This window comes from Lewinella sp. 4G2, from assembly GCF_001625015.1.
Classification (GTDB): domain Bacteria; phylum Bacteroidota; class Bacteroidia; order Chitinophagales; family Saprospiraceae; genus Neolewinella.
Genome location: NZ_LVWJ02000014.1, coordinates 848,174 through 864,917, shown reverse-complemented (window position 1 = coordinate 864,917; position 16,744 = coordinate 848,174). Strand labels below are relative to the sequence as shown.

Genomic DNA, 16,744 nt, shown 5'->3' with positions numbered 1-16,744 from the left:
GCAGCGCACTAATTGTGCCAATTCGCGAACTGGTTTCGCAAAGATGTTTAGGGCGGTAGAGAAGACTGAGAAGCGCACGCTACAACAGCTTCTCTTTCGTCTTAATCATCCTTATCTTCTTTGCGAAATAAGCGCGTAGCGCACCTACCCAAACTGCCTTGCGGAACAGGTTTTGCTGAGAAGTTTAAGGCGCTAGAGAAGGGTAAGAAGGGCTTGCTACAACATCTTCTCTTCCGTCTTTAACTCCTTTATCCCCTTTGCGAAAACAGCGCGCAGCGCAAAAACCAAAACCTAATCACGCTCACCTTCCAAAAACCGGTGCACCGCAGCAAAATCCTCCCGCCCCATTCCGGCACGCAATGCGCCAGCGTACACCTCTTTGGTCGCATTCGCCAGAATGAGTGGTTGGCCAACTTCATAAGCGGAGAGGGCTGCTAAGTGGAGGTCCTTATGCATCAGCTCCAGCGGGAAGTTGACGGGGTAATCATCCTTCCGAATCATATCAGTCTTGAACTTGGTGAAGGGCGCAATCACGGGCAGATCCGGCACGACGTTCAGTAGCAGCTCACGATCAATACCCAGCTTTTCACCGAGGAGGACGGCTTCGGAGAATACGAGCATGGATTGGGCCAGCATGATGTTCACCAACATCTTGTAGGCACTGCCCTGACCCACCTTACCGAAGGGGACGATCTTTTGGCCCATTGCTTCCAGCATGGGTTTGATGGGTTGAATATCTGCTTCCATGGCACCTACGAAGAACGCCAGCAGGGCACCTTCCGCCTGCGGCTTGGAGCCAGCTACCGGTGCTTCAAAAAATCGCACGCCGTGGCTGCTTGCCTCCTCGGCAGCCTGGCGGGTGAAGGCGGGGTTGTTAGTGCTACAATCTACCCAGAGAGCATCCTTTTTCATTTGGGACAGTGCGCCGGCTTCCCCAAAAAAGCAATCCGCGACGGCCTCGGGCTTGGAGAGCATGCTGAATACCACGTCGGCGTCCTGCACGGCTGCTTCCAGCGAATCCGCAACGGTGGCACCTTTCTCTTTTAGTGCAGCGGAGGCTGACGCAGTCCGGTTCCAAACGGTGATGGGGAAGTTATTGGCCAGGAGATTGGCAGCCATGCGGCTACCCATGATGCCGAGGCCGATGAAGGAAGTTTTCATTGTCTAATCGTTGAGTTGGGTTAATTATTTGCTTTTGGTATCCGCTTGCTGTCGGGCGAGCAGACAGCTGTTGGAAGGATGGCCTCTTGGCTAGCCCTTACGTTGCAGCATAAATTGTTTCGGGGTTAGCCCCGTCGTGGAGCGGAACTCCCGGATGAAATAGGATACGTTCTGGTAGCCCGCCGCGTCGGCCAGGTCGGTAACGTGGAGGTCCTGGTGTTCCAGCAAGCTGACGGCGTGCTTGATCCGGCGGTCCTTGATCCATCGTTGTGGGGTGGTACCGAACTGGTCTTTAAAATCCCGACGGAAGGTGGAGAGGCTCCGACCGGTGAGGTAGGCGTAATCCGCCACCGATAATGGTTTAGTGGCGTTCTCCTCCATGAAGGGCCGGATGTTTCGTTTGGCGGGGATCGTCAATCGAAACAGGAAGTTGGCGAACGTCTGCTGCGGGAACGCGGGGGCACTTAAATGCAGCAATTCGAGGGTCTTTAGCCGGAGCAGTTCCGGACTCATTTTAGCGTTACTATAAGTAGCCGTAAGGGCAGCTACGAAACTGCGCACCAGCGTTGGCTGCGGAAGGTGCAGGTATTCGGGTGCCCTCAGCCGATCAGCCACCGTTACGGCCAACCCTGCGGTGAATTGGCGGACAGTGTCGTCATCAAAGTAGAAGAGGATACTCTCAAAAGCGTCGTCACTAACCTGGATGTCGGTCACGTAATAGACACCACGGGGGATGAGGATCATTTCCCCCTCCCGGATGGTACAGCCATTGCCTTCGTAGGTTTCAATGGTCTGCTCCCCGCTGAGTACCATGCTGATGGCGTGGCTTGCCACATAAGCCTCCCGGCGAATGAGGTCCTTGCGCAAACGTTTCTGCAAGATGGCATTCTGCCCGTCGCGGGCAAAGACGCGGACGTTCTCATCACTGAATAAGCGTTGGGGGATGATGACCATGGCCACAAGGTAAAGGTGGCATCAGCAGGAAATAGTCCAAAAACGTCAGCCGTAGTTCCGGTACGTTTGTTTAGGGTGGCTATTGTAGATAGATTGTGACGGCAGGTGTGCCGGTTGGTCCCCTTCCCAATTTGCTAGCACCTGCGGCAGCGCCCACATACCACTATTAGCCAAAGCTAAAAAGCTGGACTCTCGCGAAGGATTTCGCTGTCCATCTCCGTCTAACCCACAAAAGCGAATTCCCTCCATGCCCCAAGCGGCGGACGCAGATCTGATCGATGACGTAGCCGCAGGCCGGGTGGAAGCCCTGCGCGCGCTTTACACCCGCCATGCGGATAGGGTGTACAATACGGCGCTGACCTACCTGCAAAGAACGGCGGACGCGGAGGAGGTGACGCAGGATGTATTCACGAAGGTCTGGCGGAACGCCGCCAGCTTCAAACGGGAAAGCCAGTTTACCACCTGGTTGTACCGAATCACCGTCAATACCTCCCTGACGGCACTGAAAAAACGCCAGCGCAGAAGCCTGCTGAGCCTACGGGAGCGGAAAACCTCTCCGGTAGACTTTGACCATCCCGGCAGTTTACTTGAAGACCGGGAGCGCAACCGGGCTTTATTCGCGGCGATCTACGGCTTGCCCGACCGCCAGAAGACGGCCTTCGTACTCAGTTTCGTCGAAGAACTACCCCGGCAGCAAGTGGCGGACATCATGGAGGTCAGTCTCAAATCCATCGAAGGCTTACTAATGCGCAGCAAAAAACAACTCAGGGTCAACCTCGAATCTACCTACCCCAACCGCAAAAAATGATCATGGCAGAATTACCAGATTTGGATCGGGAGATTGAACGGCTTGGAGCGCTACCTCGGGCCAAAGCACCGGAGCACCTCCTTCCCAGAATTATGACCGGCCTGGCCCGCACGCGCACCTTCACCCCCCCTGAATGGCGGGCCCTAGCCGCGGCGGCAGTACTCATTTTGAGTCTCAACGTCACGGCTCTGATCAGCTACCAAACATCACTCACGGAGGCTGGTGCCGCCGAAGAGTGGTCGCTACTGAACAACTACGAATTCGAAGATTGATATGGACAAATTACGCGTATACCAAGTAGCCAGTTTGTTGCTGCTCCTGGCTAATATTGGCCTTGCTTTCCTACTCTTCAGGGGGCCACATCACGGTGGGCATTCGGGCCCGCGAGCCAAAAATATCCTGAACCTGACCGAGCAGCAGCAGGAGTTCTTTCACGAGAGCCAACGCCAACACAAGCGGGCTATGGAGGACATCAACCGCCAGCACCGGGACGTGCTTCACGACTGGTTTCAACAACTTAAAACGGAGCCCGCACCCCAAAACCCAACCATCCCATCTGCAATCGACCGCCTCGAGCGAGAAAAAATCCAAAAGACTTATGCTCACCTCATCTACGTAAAGAGCCTGCTGGGGGAAGACCAACGCTCGCGTTATCCGGAGTTTGTAGACCAAAACCTGCGCCGAATTCTCGCCGGCCCACCGGGGCGTAAAGGAGGTAAGCATGGCCACTAAAGTCCTTCTTGTTTTGTGTCTACTCGCCGGACCGTTCGCTTTCGGCCAATCAACGGTCATTAGTTTTGAGGCCGTACTGGAGGGTGAGGCACTTAATCTGACTACAGCAGATCAGGGCGCTGCCGCAGGTACAAAGTTGGGGATCCACACCCTGCGCTATTACGTGACGAGGGTCCAACTACTCAATGGTGGCACGGTGGTTTACACCGAACCGGACAGCTACCATTTGGTCGACGCCGCTATACCCGAAAGCCAACTCCTAGAAATAGCTACCCCACCGGAGCTAGAATGGGATGACCTCCAATTCACCATCGGCGTCGACAGCACTAAGACTGCAGCCGGGGTTTTTGGTGGCGACCTCGACCCGACAAAGGGGATGTATTGGACCTGGCGGAGCGGCTATATCAACTTTAAGTTAGAAGGCACCGCAGCGGAATGCCCGGCACGGGGCCACCGCTTCCAGTTTCATATTGGTGGATTTCAGGCACCCTTCAATACCGCGCGGCGGGTGGTACTCCGTACGGACGGCTCGTCTTTCCTAACGGTCCGGCTGGACTTGGATAAGATCATCCATAACCGTGATCTTAGTACCGATTACCGCATTATGAGCCCCACGGCTGAAGCCCTCGAATTTGCGGATTCGCTGCAGCGTGCTTTCTCAATAAAACGTGCATCCCGGTGAAGCAATTAAGCTACCTCTTCGTGATGCTGGCGCTGGTGCTATTAGCGACCGCCACCGGACCGGTTGGCTTGCGTGATTATTGGCGTCCCGCTCACTTTCCGGAACCCGCCTACGACTTCGCCGCCAACCCTTTGCGTCAGGGCCGGGTAGAGTTGGGAAAACGACTCTTCTACGATGAGATCCTTTCCGCGGATGGGACGATCGCCTGCGCCACCTGCCACTCTCCCTTCGCTGCCTTTGCGCATACGGACCATGACCTGAGCCACGGGATTGACGACCGCATTGGTTTGCGCAACGCCCCCGCGCTGTTCAACTTGGCCTGGACCACCAGTTTTCACCACGACGGGGCCCACCACAGTATCGAGTTGCAGCCGCTCGCGCCCATTCATCACGAAGATGAAATGGGGAGTAGCATCAACGAAGTGATCACCCGGCTGCGGGGGGATTCGAGTTACGCGGCGGACTTCCAGCGCGCTTTCGGGGAGGAGGGGGTTACGGGGCCAAATCTGTTAAAGGCGCTGGCCCAGTTTCAGCTTACCTTGGTCTCGGCCGGTGCCCGCTACGATCGGATCAAGGCTGGTCGAGACTCCTTTACGAATCAGGAACTGAAGGGGTACCAACTTTTTAAGGCCAACTGCAATGCTTGCCACACCGAGCCTTTGTTCACCAATTATGCTTTCGAGCGTAATGGCCTTGCGGTGGATACCACGCTCAACGATTTTGGGCGGATGATGATCACGAACTTGCCGGAGGACAGTTTGCGGTTCAAGGTGCCTTCCCTGCGGAACCTCAGTTTTACGCATCCGTATATGCACGACGGCCGCTTCCGTAAGTTGCGGCAGGTGCTGCGGCACTACGCTACCCGCGAAGATCCGATACCACTCTCCGCCAACGACCAGTCTGACCTGATCGCTTTCCTGCTGACGCTGGACGACAGGGAATTTGTGCTCAACAAAGAGCACCGACCGTGGTAGGGCGTGTGGTTGGGGCCGGAATGCTGGCCAACCTGACCACCTCTTTCAGCGCCCTTTCACACCAAGTATTCGACTTTATCAGAACTCTTCCGCAACGTACCACCTACCCGCAAGCGGAAAATAACTACAAATTATGCGCCACTTTATCTTTTGCGTTTCACTGCTCTTGTCCATACCGGCCAGTGCTCAGCTCTCTCCCGCCATCACCTCCTGGTTACAGAACACTACGGAAACCGGCACCTATTACGTTCAAGGGAGCGGCGTGCTGATCGAAAACAACTTACCCGTCAACTGCCAGCGGGTAGAGTATTCCGATGATTTTGTTTATGTCTCTACCGCTGGAATTCCGGCTTACCCAACCGGGCCCTTTCAGGATCGGAATCCGTCGCAAGCGGAGGACCAGGCGGCCATCTACCGCATCCCGCTTAATCCGGTCATCAACACCGGTGCACTGATCGTCACCACCGGCGGCAACATCGGCATCTTCATCAACGGCGTATCCCTTTTTGACTACCGGGACGGGGTAGCCTGGAACACCACGACCAACGACCTTTGCGGTGGCCCCGGCCGGACCGCCTGCCCCGGTGGCCCGCGCGCCGAACAGGCCTGGAATCGGGATGCCATCCCCGCAGAGCGGGAAGGGTTCGACTGCGCAAAGGGCCATCCGGCGCGGGGCAACTACCATCACCACCAGAACCCTTCCGCGTTCAAATTGGATCTGGAAGTAACCTCCACGGTATGTAACCTTTACGATGCCGAGGGACTGTACGCCATTGATAGTACTGAGCACGCGCCCCTCATTGGTTTTGCCTACGACGGTTTCCCAATCTATGGTGCCTATGGCTTCAAAAACGCGGATGGGACCGGCGGTATCACCCGCATAAAATCCAGCTACGAATTACGGAACATCACCGAGCGGACCACCCACGGCGATGGCACCGACGTAGCCGACGGGCCACCGGTGAGCGCGACTTACCCGCTCGGTTACTTCCGTGAGGATTACGTTTTCGTCCCCCCCGCCGCGAACGCGGAAGACTTTTTGGACAGCCACAATGGTCGCTTCTGCGTCACTCCGGAATACCCCGAGGGCACTTACGCTTACTTTGCTACGGTGGACGAGAATTGGGTCTCCGCCTACCCCTACGCCGTCGGCCCTACTTTCGCCGGCGTCTCGGAGAACCGTAAAGTGACTAGTGTGACCGAGGCCACAACGGTATTCAACGGCACGACGGCTACTGAAACGGTGACCGATCTGCTATCCGTGAACGTCTTTCCCAACCCCGCCGCCGATCTAATCGCCGTACAATTGCCGGGTTTGGCACGCCAGGATTACTCCGTCACTTTACTAGACGGTAGTGGCCGGGTCATCACGGAAAAATCCATTCGGTCCGGACAGACAATTGCTTACTTCGACACCCAAACCCTGCACCGGGGCCTGTACCTCGTCCGCATCGGGGAGGGCTCCGAAGCGACCGTCCGCAAAATCATTCTGGAATAGCATGAAAAAGTCAATCTTACTCTTTTTGTGGATTATTCTGATCGCCCCCCTTACGGGTCAAGACCAACCCAACGTGCTACTCATCATTGCGGATGATCTGGGGGTGGACCGCCTGAATGGGTACCACACCGGTGAAGGCCTGGCCGCCACGCCCACCCTGGATAGCCTGCGGGCCGTTGGCCTCACCTTCACGAATGCCTGGGCCGCACCCGTCTGTTCTCCGAGCCGCGCGGCGTTGATGACTGGCCAGTACGGCGTTAACAATGGGGTAGAGGGCGTGCCCGGCAACCTATCCGTTTTCTTGCCTTCGCTGTTTCGCGAGATTGACGTAGCCACGAACAATGCCTACGCCACCGCCCTCATCGGGAAGTGGCACTTAACGCAACGTGCATCGGCTAATGACCCGCTTGCGTTTGGCATGGATCATTACGATGGTTTCCTTAGTGGTTCCGTCGGAGACTACTTCAGTTGGCCGCGGACGCGATCCGGCAGCACCTCTACCTCAACTGAATATGCTTCGGCGGCCCTGACGAATGCCGCCACGGAATGGGTCAGCGAACGACACCAACCATGGTTCCTCTGGCTCGCTCACGGCACCCCGCACACGCCCTACCACATCCCACCGGCGGGTACCTTTTCCGTGGCAAATACTGCGGACAATACCGGTAAGTACCTGGCCATGATCGAGAATCTTGACCACGAGATCGGTTCGCTGCTCAACGGCCTGACTGAGGAAGAGCGGGCCAATACGCTCGTCATTTTTGTTGGCGACAATGGCACCCCCGGTAATGTGTTGAAGGATTATCCGGATCGCCGGGGCAAAGGCTCACTCTATCAGGGTGGTTTACGGGTGCCATTCATCCTGGCCGGCGCTGGCATCACGCGCAAGGGTGAACGGGAGGACGGGCTGGTGAACATCGTCGACCTCCACGCCACCATTCTTTCCGTCGTCGGGGCGGAGCTCGCTGGGGGCCTCCAAAATAGCTTCGATTTTTCCGGCTTGCTAACGGATGGTACGGCAACCACCCGACCCTTTAATTACATCGATCTGGTCAATACAAACGGCAACGCTCGCAGTGGTTACGCGATTCGTAACGACGATTATAAGCTCATTCAATTCGACGACGGCGGCCAGGAATTTTACGCGGTATCCACCGACTCGTTCGAGACGAATGACCTGATCAACTCCCTTACGCCGGCTACCTCCGATATCCTCTCCGAGCTTCTCGCGGAGGGGGAAGCCATCCGCAACGGTTGGTCCTGTAACGATCTCATCCAGAACGGTGACGAAACCGGTATTGACTGTGGTACGTCCGCCTGTGGTAGTTGTACTACTTCCACGCTCGCGCCGGCCGAACACACCATGCTTCGACTTTACCCCAACCCCACGAACGACTTGCTGACACTTTTCAGCGAGAAGGCGTTGATCAACTACGTGGAAGTGTGCGACGCTGCGGGGCAGTTCTTCTTTAAGCAAAAAGCAGGTTACAGTCAATCTCTCAAACTTGACCTCGGGTCGCTACCAGCCGGTGTTTATTCCGTGGGCGTTCGGTTTTCGTCCGGGGCCTGGCAAACACACCGGGTCGTCCGCCGGTAGTTACTTTCACTAAGGGTGGGAAAGGCCGTAACTTTGCGGCGCTCATCCGTGTTTCCTAACACTGCACCTGCGTCAGCGCCAAACAACTTTGGGCGCTGACGCGGGTGCGAGGTAATTGGATGAGAAAAAGTGCAAAGCTATGTTCCCTACGTACGACGTCATTGTAGTTGGTGCCGGCCACGCCGGTTGTGAAGCCGCCATCGCCGCGGCTAACCTCGGCAGTAAAGTCCTGCTCGCCACCATGAACCTCCAGACCATCGCGCAGATGAGCTGCAACCCCGCCATGGGTGGCGTTGGTAAAGGACAAATCGTTCGGGAGATTGACGCCCTGGGTGGTTACTCCGGAATCATTACGGACGAAACGATGGTCCAGTTCCGCCTCCTCAACCGGAGTAAGGGGCCGGCCATGTGGAGCCCCCGGGCACAGTCCGACCGGATGGCCTTCGCCCTCAACTGGCGCGAAAAACTGGAAGCCCACGAGAACGTAGATTTCTGGCAGGAAATGGTCACCGGCATCATCGTCAAAGACGGCCGAGCGCAGGGTGTCTACACCTCCCTTGGTCTGGAGATCCCCGCTAAATCCGTCGTGTTGACGAACGGGACCTTTCTCAATGGTACCATCCACATCGGTGAAAAGCAGTTTGGTGGTGGCCGGGCGGGTGAACGGGCCGCAACCGGCCTGACGGCCCAACTCCAGGAACTCGGCTTCGAAGCCGGCCGCATGAAAACGGGCACCCCCGCCCGCCTCGACGGACGCAGCCTCCACTGGGACCGTATGGAAGTACAACCTGGCGACGAAAACCCCGGCCGCTTCAGCTACACGGATACCCCGCCACTGGTGGACCAACTGCCCTGCCACATCACCTATACGAGCAAGGAAGTACACGATACCCTGCGGGAAGGGTTCGACCGCAGCCCCATGTTCAACGGCCGCATCCGTGGCCTTGGGCCCCGCTACTGCCCCAGTATTGAGGACAAGATTGACCGCTTTGCCGGCCGCGATCGCCACCAGCTATTCGTTGAGCCGGAAGGGCGCAATACGTGCGAGATATACGTGAATGGGTTCAGTTCCAGCCTTCCGGAGGATGTACAGTACAAGGCCATCCGCAAAGTGGTGGGCTTTGAGGATGCCAAGATGTTCCGCCCCGGTTACGCCATTGAGTACGACTTCTTTCAGCCAACTCAACTGCAGGCGACGTTGGAAACCCACCTCGTCGAGGGCCTCTACTTCGCCGGCCAGATCAACGGCACGACGGGCTACGAAGAAGCCGGTTGCCAGGGCTTGATGGCGGGCATGAACGCCGCCCTCAAGGTACAGGAGCGCGATCCCTTCGTGCTCAAGCGCAGCGAGGCCTACATCGGCGTTCTGATCGATGACCTTATCAATAAGGGCACCGAGGAGCCTTACCGGATGTTCACCAGCCGGGCCGAATACCGCATCCTACTCCGCCAGGACGACGCTGACCTGCGGCTCAGCCCCCTCGCCCAAAAACTAGGCGTCCGTAACATGGACGGCCGTATGGAAAGGGTGGAAGCCAAGCGGGCCGCAGTGGAAGACATCCGCCGCAAGATGAACACCCTGAGCGTTACGCCGGACCAAATGAACCCGTGGCTGGAAACGCTCGGAACCGCCCAACTCAAACAGGGCGTAAAAATGATGTCCCTGCTGGGTCGACACGAAGTCAGCATCAATGGCCTCGGGCAAGCCGTTCCTGATTTTCAGGAATTTCTCAACGCCTACGACGCCGAGACGATCAACCTCGCAGAGGTGACCATGAAGTACGAGGGCTACATCGAACGGGAAAAAGTGGCCGTCGATAAAATGAACCGTCTGGAAGGCATCAAACTGGGTAGCTCCTTCGACTACGAAACACTGAGCGCGCTTTCAAAAGAGGCCCGCCAGAAGTTGAATAAGCTTAAGCCACGTACAATTGGTCAGGCCAGCCGGATCAGTGGCGTGAGCCCCGCCGATGTATCGGTGCTACTCGTGCACCTGGGTCGGTAGTATTGGCCATAAGCTTGGTTTAGAGATCCCGCGGATCGATCACCGAGCCACTGCCGCGGCGGCCAAAACTGTACATCACCATTCCTTCCAGGCTTCCCCCCTGGTCGGTATTCAGTTGGCTTAGGCCCAGGTCGTAGGCAAAGGAAAAGGTGATGTGTTGCGCCAGGATGGCACCGAAAAGCACGTTGGCGGATTCCCCGCTCCCGTCACCACCCACCCGGTAGCCACCGCCGGCAAAGACATTCTCACCGAAGTAGAATAGCAAGTTCAGATCCGCATCGAAGGGCGCGTTGGGAAGGTACTTGACCAGGGCTTGCGGCTGCATTTTCACGCTTTCGCCGAGCGGAATCTTCAATCCACCCATGAAGTAGTAATGGCGGGCCTCGCGGGCGATGATGGTCTCGTCAGTCCCCAGATCCAGGTTGTTTTGTAGGAGGCGGGGCGTACTCAATCCCACGTAAAATTTCCGCCCATTCACGTAAACACCGGCGCCGAAATTTGGTACGACTTTAGAGGATGCGGCTCCGGGAATGGCCGTATCCACTCCACCACCCTGCACGGGGCGGGCGTTTTGATAGTCGATCCGGAAGTAGCGGGCGGAAGCGGAAATCCCCAGACCCATCCGTACTCCCGGCCCGATGGGGAAGCCGTAAGCGTAGCTCACGTCGGCGTTCAACTGTTGTTCCAAGCCTACGGATACCTGGCTAAGGCGCAGGCCGACGCCGGAGCGTTGGTCCGCAAACGCCGTATTAAAAGTAGCGATCTGGCTGCTCGGTGCCCCGGCCAGCCCGAACCACTGCCGGCGCGCAATCACGGATATCTCACCAGATTCCACGGCGCCGGCAAAGCCCGGGTTATATCCCAACTTATTAAAGATGAACTGGGTATACTGCGCATCCTGTTGGGCGCTGACGCGGGTGCCGGGTAAGAGGGCAAGTAACGCAAGAAGGAAGGCCGGAAAGGTAAAGGTTGCTTTCATCGTTCGATTCTTACGTCACCGGTCATGGTCTGGGTACCATCCCCGCGGTTCACTAAATAGAAATAGGTCCCCACTGGCAGATCACCACCCTGAAAAGTACCGGACCAGTCATTCCGGTAGGGTTGGCCGCTACGGAAGACCTCGTCGCCCCACTGGTTATAGACGGTCACCTCACTCCGAGGGAAGGCTTCGCCGTTGAGTAGGCAGGGGATAACGAAGTTGTCGTTCACCCCATCGCCGTTGGGAGTGAAAATGTTAGGGATCTCACAGGAGGCATCCTCACCAATCTCAAAGCGGACGGTAGCGGGCGTATCCTCACACCCTTCGGTAATGACCAGGTAGGTCGCTTCTACTACCCCGACGAAATTGGCGGGGGCGACGAAGGAGTAAGTGCCGTCACCATTACCCATCAGGTTGCCCAGATCCGGGGTGAGCCCTCCGAAATCAATGACGGCGTCAAATGGGTTATCGTCGTTCGCGGTAGGGTTGAAGTCAGAGCTCCCCTGGAAGGGTACCGTCACTACGTCCGCTGCGGGAAGAGGGGGCAGGAGGAAATTGACCAACAGGGTATCCCGCGAACGGTCTCCACAAACGCCATTGTCTAGTTCCCAGACCAGGCGGTTCTCTCCGGGGATGAGGTCCGTCACCGTAGTCGCGGGGCCGGCGGGGTTGGAGAAGGTCAGGTCGCTATCCGCGCCGTACCACCTGCCCGTAGATCCCACGCTGGGGGAAACCGCCCGCAGGCTGATGGTAGGGTCTTCCGCACAAATCCGTTGGTTAGCACCCGCTCGGGGGTCCGGGTCACTTACGCTGACGGCAATGACGTCACTGCTTTCTCCGCACCGGTCGGACACCACCCAGGTGAAGGTGTATACGTTGTCCGTTCTCAGACCGCTGATGGTCGTATTCGGGTTGGCCGGCTCGTCGATCTCTACGCCGATGAGGGCCTGGGTAGCGCGTTGGGTCCACCGCCCGGTCGCACCCGCTGGGGCAGGGCCAGGATTGAGGATAACGGGGGAACCAATGCAAGCCACCAAATTTTCGCCGGCATCGGCCACAACGGCTGGGGTAACCCCGATCGTCACGGTATCGCTACTGAAGTCAACGCAAGCGCCATTGTTGAGCGTCCAGACAAATTGGTAGGGGCTGCCCGTTTCGGTGATGCCCGTTACCCGGGTGCTGGGGTCGGTCGGGTCCACGAAGCTGGCCTGGTCGTTACCCTGCACCTGCGTCCAGCGCCCGGAAACTTGAGATGAGCGTTCGGCACCAAGGAAGAGTTGGCCAGGGCAAACGGTGGTGTCCACCCCCGCATTCGCATTAAGACCAAAGGTCCGGTTGAGCGCAACGGTCGTTGTTGGTGATGGCTCGCTCGTACAACCGTCCACCGTAGCCGTGACCCGTACGTTGGTTTGGGTCAGGCCAGCAAATACGGTGAGGTCATCAATATTCAAATCGGGGTCAGGGCCACTATTCAAAATGTGTCCTCCAGGTACCTGGATGAACTGGTAGGTCGCACCCGGCGTACGGGAGCCGGCGGCCACAGTAAGCGTTATGGATGTTCCCGGTTCGTCCGCGCAAATTGCCGTAACGGGGTCCAGGGCGGGCCTTTGGGGAAGGGGGCGCACGGTAACGTCCACGTTGATTGGCGCCGCCGGGCAATCGTTCCGGGAGACAATGAGTTGGTAGGTTCCATTATTCGCCGCAGGGTCCGCTCCAGGAATAGTCGGATTCACTTCGCTGGAAGTAAAGCCGTTCGGCCCGGACCAGGCATAAGTGACACCCGCCAGATCCTGGGTAGAAAAACGGATGGGACCGCCGGTACAGACAGGATCGAGCACAGCGGCCGAGACATCCGGCGGGAGCGTAACGCTGATGGCACGCGGGCTGGAACTCGGTGAGCTACAGTTCCCCTCTAAGGCTACGACGCTGTAGTTTCCCGCCCGGGATGCAGTAAGCTCTTCCAGCGTTAAGACTGGAGTGGCGGTTTCGCGCCGGAACCCGTTAGGGCCAGACCAGAGGTAGCTGCTCGCACCTCCGATGGGGTTCGTGCGCAATTCAATGGACTCACCGAAACAGTAATCGTAGCGGGCATTATCAGTGGTAGGTTGGCCGGGAGCGAGGGGGGCAAAATCGAGTTCCAGGTCGAAACTTGCTTGTGGGGAACGGCAGCCCAGTGCGTTTTCCACCCTTAGGCGGTAGGTGCCGTTGGCCGCCGGGGTAGGGGTAGCGATGGTCAGGTTTGCATTCTCGCTGATGGTCCCATCCGGAGCCGTCCACTCATAACGATAGGCGCCAGGATTGAGCGTCGGCGTGACATCAGCAGACAAACTAACGACCTGACCGGGTTCCAGGCACTCGTTTCCGATGGCGGTAATGGCATTGATAGTGATGCCTGGGCGGACGGTTATGTCTACGGTAGTCTCATCCGTACAGCCGGCACCGTCCGTGACGGTCAGGTTATAGAGGCCGGTATTTTCCCGGGTTACGTTTTGGATGATGGGGGTACGGCCTACCTCGGAAAAACCTTCGGGGCCGGACCAGCGGTAAGTACCACCGGCTCCGACGTTAGTGGCAATCAGGCGAAGGTCATTGCCTTCGCAAACCGGATCGGGGGTAACCCGGGCGGCGGCCGTTACGCCGGGCAACAGGTTGATTCGTAGCGGGGGGCCCGGTTGGGACAGGCAGGTACCGTTCAAAAGCCTGACCGTCCAGCTTCCGGCCACGCTGGCATTCGCATTCTCAATGGTAATCGTCGGGCCAGCTGAGTTGATGAGTTGGCCGGAGGGGCCGGAGAATTCGTACCCGTCCGCGTTGGGGTTAGCGGCGGACAGTCGGAATGTGGTGCCCGGGCAAACCTCCACGGGTCCCTCGACGGCGGAAGGTGGAAGCGAGGGCAGTACGTCCAGCCTTACCGTTACGGGTTCACTCTGGCAGCGCTCGTCGGAAAAGGCTACTACGGTATACAGACCGGCATCGCCGGGTTGGGCGTTGCTGACAACCAGGTTCGCGCCGGCGAATTGGACGCCCGTGGGGCTTACCCACCGGTACGTCAGGGTGGGATCCCCTTGTGCCATCAGGATAATTTCTTCGTTCTGGCAAACGCTGGCCGTAGCCGTCGCCACGGAAATTACTGGCTGGGGCACGGCTTGCACGCTGACCAGATCGGAAGGAGCGCTGACGCAGCCATCCACTTCGGCCACGACGTAAAATGTGGCGGAGTTTGCATCAGCCGGTAATTCGGTGATCAGGAACCCCGTTTCGGTAGTGTCCAGTGGGGTAGCAGCGCTTGGCGTCCCCCGAAACCAGAGGTAGCGCACGTCACCAACGTAACTACTCGGCGAGGAGAGGGAAACGGCGTCTCCAAAACAAATCACTGTAGCCGGAACAGTTAGCGTCGGAGTGGTAGGGACATCACCAATTTGGACGTTCACCACATTGTCGGTCGTACAGCCGGTGAGTCCGCGGATTTCTACCCGGTAACCACCATCGGCATTCTGATTCACTTGGGGAAGCACTGGGTTTTCGTCGGTACTCAGGAGGTTGTTGAAGGGGCCGAACCAGCGGTAGGTGTAGAAGGATATGCCGCCGGAGGTTGCCGTCGGTGGGTTGGCGAACAGGCGCAGGGTATCCCCACCGCAGGTCATGTCACTCGCCGTGGGGTTGGGTACTTCCCCGATGACCGTAATCGTGGTAAAGCAGGTGTCGCGGTTACTGCTGCTGTCCGCAACCACCAAGCTTACGGGGAGGGTTTGGCCAATTTGCTCACAGGTGAGCGAAAGAATATTAGTTGAGAGGGTTTCGATACCGCAGTTGTCCGTACTGCCATCATTGAATAACTGTGGGTCCACCAGAGTTGGTCCGAGGCCGGAAGGGTCAATACTGATGCGGACGAGGCGACAGTTACTGAAGGGAGCGATCGTATCCGCTACCCGGATGGTTTGTATGCCGCTGCTTTCGTTCCCGCACTCGTCCGTCACGCGCCACGTGCGTCGGACGATCCGGCAATTATTGCAGGAGGGGTCCACGCTCGTCGTGTCGGCGTACCCCACAACTAGTGAATCGGTGGGGCTACAGTTATCGGAGAGGTCCGTCGGTATGCCGGTCAGTTCCGGAGTGGAAAGGGTTGTTGAACAACTGATCACGGTATCCTGCGGCAGCGCAAAAGAAGGAGCGATGGTATCCCGATAATCGATGGCCTGGGTATCCCGGGCCGTCCCAGCAACGTCGCTCACTACCCAGATCCGGAGGATGGTTCCCGAACAATCATCAGAAGTGACGCCGAAGGTATTGATGGCACCCACGTTGACCGTATCCAATAAAACGCCATCGCTGAGTAACACGACGGCGCGGAGGGAATCTGTCCCCGGCAAATCTTGCTGGCAGGCAACCATCGTATCCGCCGGGGCGGCATCCAAGAAGAAGGGAGTTACCTGACCGTAGGCACCGCCTGCGAACAACAGTAGGGCCAGCGTAAATGCGGTTTTGAACTGAGTAAGGATGATGGTGCGCAAGTTCTGGTGAGGAAATGTACCGGTAAATCTGCCCGATCGAAGGGGATGGGTATAAAGATAAGGCGCAAATTGACCTTTTGGTAAAGGCCTCAAATCAGGACGGCCACCCCAGATTTTCTGGAGTGGCCGTCTTCTTAAGCAATGGTTCGGGGCTTAGCTAGCCGTCCGTAACTGCGTGCCCGCAACAACTGGATCAGCGGCAGTTTGGGTAAGCAACTCCGGTGTGAGTGCCTCGAAGCGGTAACCGAGCGCTGCGTAATGGGCAAGAATGCGCGGCAGAATATTCCGCACGTTTTGCTCCGCCTTCAGGCTATCGTGGAAGAGAGCAATACTGCCGGGGCCGGCGTTACGGATAACGTTCTGGAAGCAGTCCTCCGGAGTGAGTTCGGGATCGAAATCGCCGGACAGCACATCCCACATCACGATCTCGTAGTGACGCTGCAGAAATTGTGCCTGGCTGGGCTTTAACCGACCGTAGGGCGGGCGGAAAAGAGAGCTCTTGATCTGAACGGCGCAGTGGCGTACGTCGTGGAAGTACGGCATATTATCACTCTGCCAACCATCCAGGTGGTGCATGGTGTGGTTACCAATCGTATGGCCGGCTTCCAGCGTTGCTTCCACGATCGCGGGGTACTTGCGGACATTATTGCCCACGCAGAAAAAGGTAGCCTTAGCGTTGAAGGCCGCTAACTGCTCCACGATCCAGGGTGTGATTTGTGGGATCGGGCCATCGTCAAAAGTGAGATAGATCGTAGGGGCATCCGTACTGGAAGTTACCTTCCAGTGAAAATTAGGGAGTAGCTTCTGAACGAGCCGTGGTGTTTTAACTAAATACATAACGTC

General features: G+C 57.4%; 13 protein-coding genes. 8 read left to right on the top strand and 5 right to left on the bottom strand.

Annotation, left to right across the window (positions count from 1 at the left end):
- Window positions 1–291: 291 nt before the first annotated feature.
- Together A3850_RS04940 and A3850_RS04935 are read right to left on the bottom strand one after the other, a co-directional pair.
- A complete protein-coding gene (locus A3850_RS04940) occupies window positions 292–1,161 on the bottom strand; it encodes an NAD(P)-dependent oxidoreductase (protein WP_068214777.1) in 870 nt (289 codons plus the stop codon).
- A gap of 90 nt (window positions 1,162–1,251) precedes the next feature.
- A complete protein-coding gene (locus tag A3850_RS04935) occupies window positions 1,252–2,115 on the bottom strand; it encodes an AraC family transcriptional regulator (RefSeq protein WP_068214776.1) in 864 nt (287 codons plus the stop codon).
- A gap of 247 nt (window positions 2,116–2,362) precedes the next feature.
- Between A3850_RS04935 and A3850_RS04930 the strand changes: the two genes are divergently transcribed.
- The 8 genes from A3850_RS04930 (at window position 2,363) to mnmG (ending at window position 10,411) form a co-directional block, all read left to right on the top strand.
- On the top strand, window positions 2,363–2,923 hold the full coding sequence (locus tag A3850_RS04930; RefSeq protein ID WP_068214775.1) for an RNA polymerase sigma factor: 561 nt from the start codon (window positions 2,363–2,365) through the stop codon (window positions 2,921–2,923).
- A 2-nt stretch (window positions 2,924–2,925) separates the two neighbouring features.
- Complete coding sequence (locus A3850_RS04925) at window positions 2,926–3,195, top strand: hypothetical protein (protein ID WP_157500891.1); 270 nt, start codon at window positions 2,926–2,928, stop codon at window positions 3,193–3,195.
- Between the two features lies 1 nt (window position 3,196).
- On the top strand, window positions 3,197–3,655 hold the full coding sequence (locus A3850_RS04920; RefSeq protein ID WP_068214771.1) for a hypothetical protein: 459 nt from the start codon (window positions 3,197–3,199) through the stop codon (window positions 3,653–3,655).
- Entirely contained in the window at window positions 3,645–4,337 is a 693-nt protein-coding gene (locus A3850_RS04915; RefSeq protein ID WP_068214769.1) for an MbnP family protein, read from the top strand. Before A3850_RS04920 ends, A3850_RS04915 begins: the two co-directional genes overlap by 11 nt.
- A complete protein-coding gene (locus A3850_RS04910) occupies window positions 4,334–5,311 on the top strand; it encodes a cytochrome-c peroxidase (RefSeq protein ID WP_068214767.1) in 978 nt (325 codons plus the stop codon). The genes A3850_RS04915 and A3850_RS04910 overlap by 4 nt, the downstream gene beginning before the upstream one ends.
- 133 nt (window positions 5,312–5,444) lie before the next feature.
- Window positions 5,445–6,809, top strand: coding sequence for a YHYH protein (locus A3850_RS04905; protein WP_068214765.1), 1,365 nt, complete (start codon window positions 5,445–5,447; stop codon window positions 6,807–6,809).
- A gap of 1 nt (window position 6,810) precedes the next feature.
- On the top strand, window positions 6,811–8,406 hold the full coding sequence (locus A3850_RS04900; RefSeq protein ID WP_082921627.1) for a sulfatase-like hydrolase/transferase: 1,596 nt from the start codon (window positions 6,811–6,813) through the stop codon (window positions 8,404–8,406).
- A 139-nt stretch (window positions 8,407–8,545) separates the two neighbouring features.
- Window positions 8,546–10,411: a tRNA uridine-5-carboxymethylaminomethyl(34) synthesis enzyme MnmG gene (mnmG, locus tag A3850_RS04895; protein ID WP_068219432.1), complete on the top strand. Its 1,866-nt coding sequence runs from the start codon at window positions 8,546–8,548 to the stop codon at window positions 10,409–10,411.
- Window positions 10,412–10,430: 19 nt separating this feature from the next.
- On the opposite strand, the gene A3850_RS04890 is transcribed toward mnmG, so the two are convergent.
- The 3 genes from A3850_RS04890 to A3850_RS04880 form a co-directional block, all read right to left on the bottom strand.
- Window positions 10,431–11,390, bottom strand: coding sequence for a type IX secretion system membrane protein PorP/SprF (locus tag A3850_RS04890; protein ID WP_068214762.1), 960 nt, complete (start codon window positions 11,388–11,390; stop codon window positions 10,431–10,433).
- Window positions 11,387–15,901, bottom strand: coding sequence for a gliding motility-associated C-terminal domain-containing protein (locus A3850_RS04885; RefSeq protein ID WP_068214760.1), 4,515 nt, complete (start codon window positions 15,899–15,901; stop codon window positions 11,387–11,389). Before A3850_RS04885 ends, A3850_RS04890 begins: the two co-directional genes overlap by 4 nt.
- Window positions 15,902–16,054: 153 nt before the next feature.
- Window positions 16,055–16,738, bottom strand: a complete 684-nt coding sequence (locus tag A3850_RS04880; protein ID WP_068214758.1) for a polysaccharide deacetylase family protein — start codon at window positions 16,736–16,738, stop codon at window positions 16,055–16,057.
- Between the last annotated feature and the right edge of the window lie 6 nt (window positions 16,739–16,744).

Bases quoted from the DNA above. Each gene is read 5' to 3' on its own strand.
- A3850_RS04915 (WP_068214769.1), top strand. From the start codon at position 3,645: ATGGCCACTAAAGTCCTTCTTGTTTTGTGTCTACTCGCCGGACCGTTC.
- mnmG (WP_068219432.1), top strand. From the start codon at position 8,546: ATGTTCCCTACGTACGACGTCATTGTAGTTGGTGCCGGCCACGCCGGT.
- A3850_RS04880 (WP_068214758.1), bottom strand. From the start codon at position 16,738: ATGTATTTAGTTAAAACACCACGGCTCGTTCAGAAGCTACTCCCTAAT.
- A3850_RS04905 (WP_068214765.1), top strand. From the start codon at position 5,445: ATGCGCCACTTTATCTTTTGCGTTTCACTGCTCTTGTCCATACCGGCC.
- A3850_RS04900 (WP_082921627.1), top strand. From the start codon at position 6,811: ATGAAAAAGTCAATCTTACTCTTTTTGTGGATTATTCTGATCGCCCCC.
- A3850_RS04940 (WP_068214777.1), bottom strand. From the start codon at position 1,161: ATGAAAACTTCCTTCATCGGCCTCGGCATCATGGGTAGCCGCATGGCT.
- A3850_RS04920 (WP_068214771.1), top strand. From the start codon at position 3,197: ATGGACAAATTACGCGTATACCAAGTAGCCAGTTTGTTGCTGCTCCTG.
- A3850_RS04930 (WP_068214775.1), top strand. From the start codon at position 2,363: ATGCCCCAAGCGGCGGACGCAGATCTGATCGATGACGTAGCCGCAGGC.
- A3850_RS04890 (WP_068214762.1), bottom strand. From the start codon at position 11,390: ATGAAAGCAACCTTTACCTTTCCGGCCTTCCTTCTTGCGTTACTTGCC.
- A3850_RS04935 (WP_068214776.1), bottom strand. From the start codon at position 2,115: ATGGTCATCATCCCCCAACGCTTATTCAGTGATGAGAACGTCCGCGTC.
- A3850_RS04925 (WP_157500891.1), top strand. From the start codon at position 2,926: ATGGCAGAATTACCAGATTTGGATCGGGAGATTGAACGGCTTGGAGCG.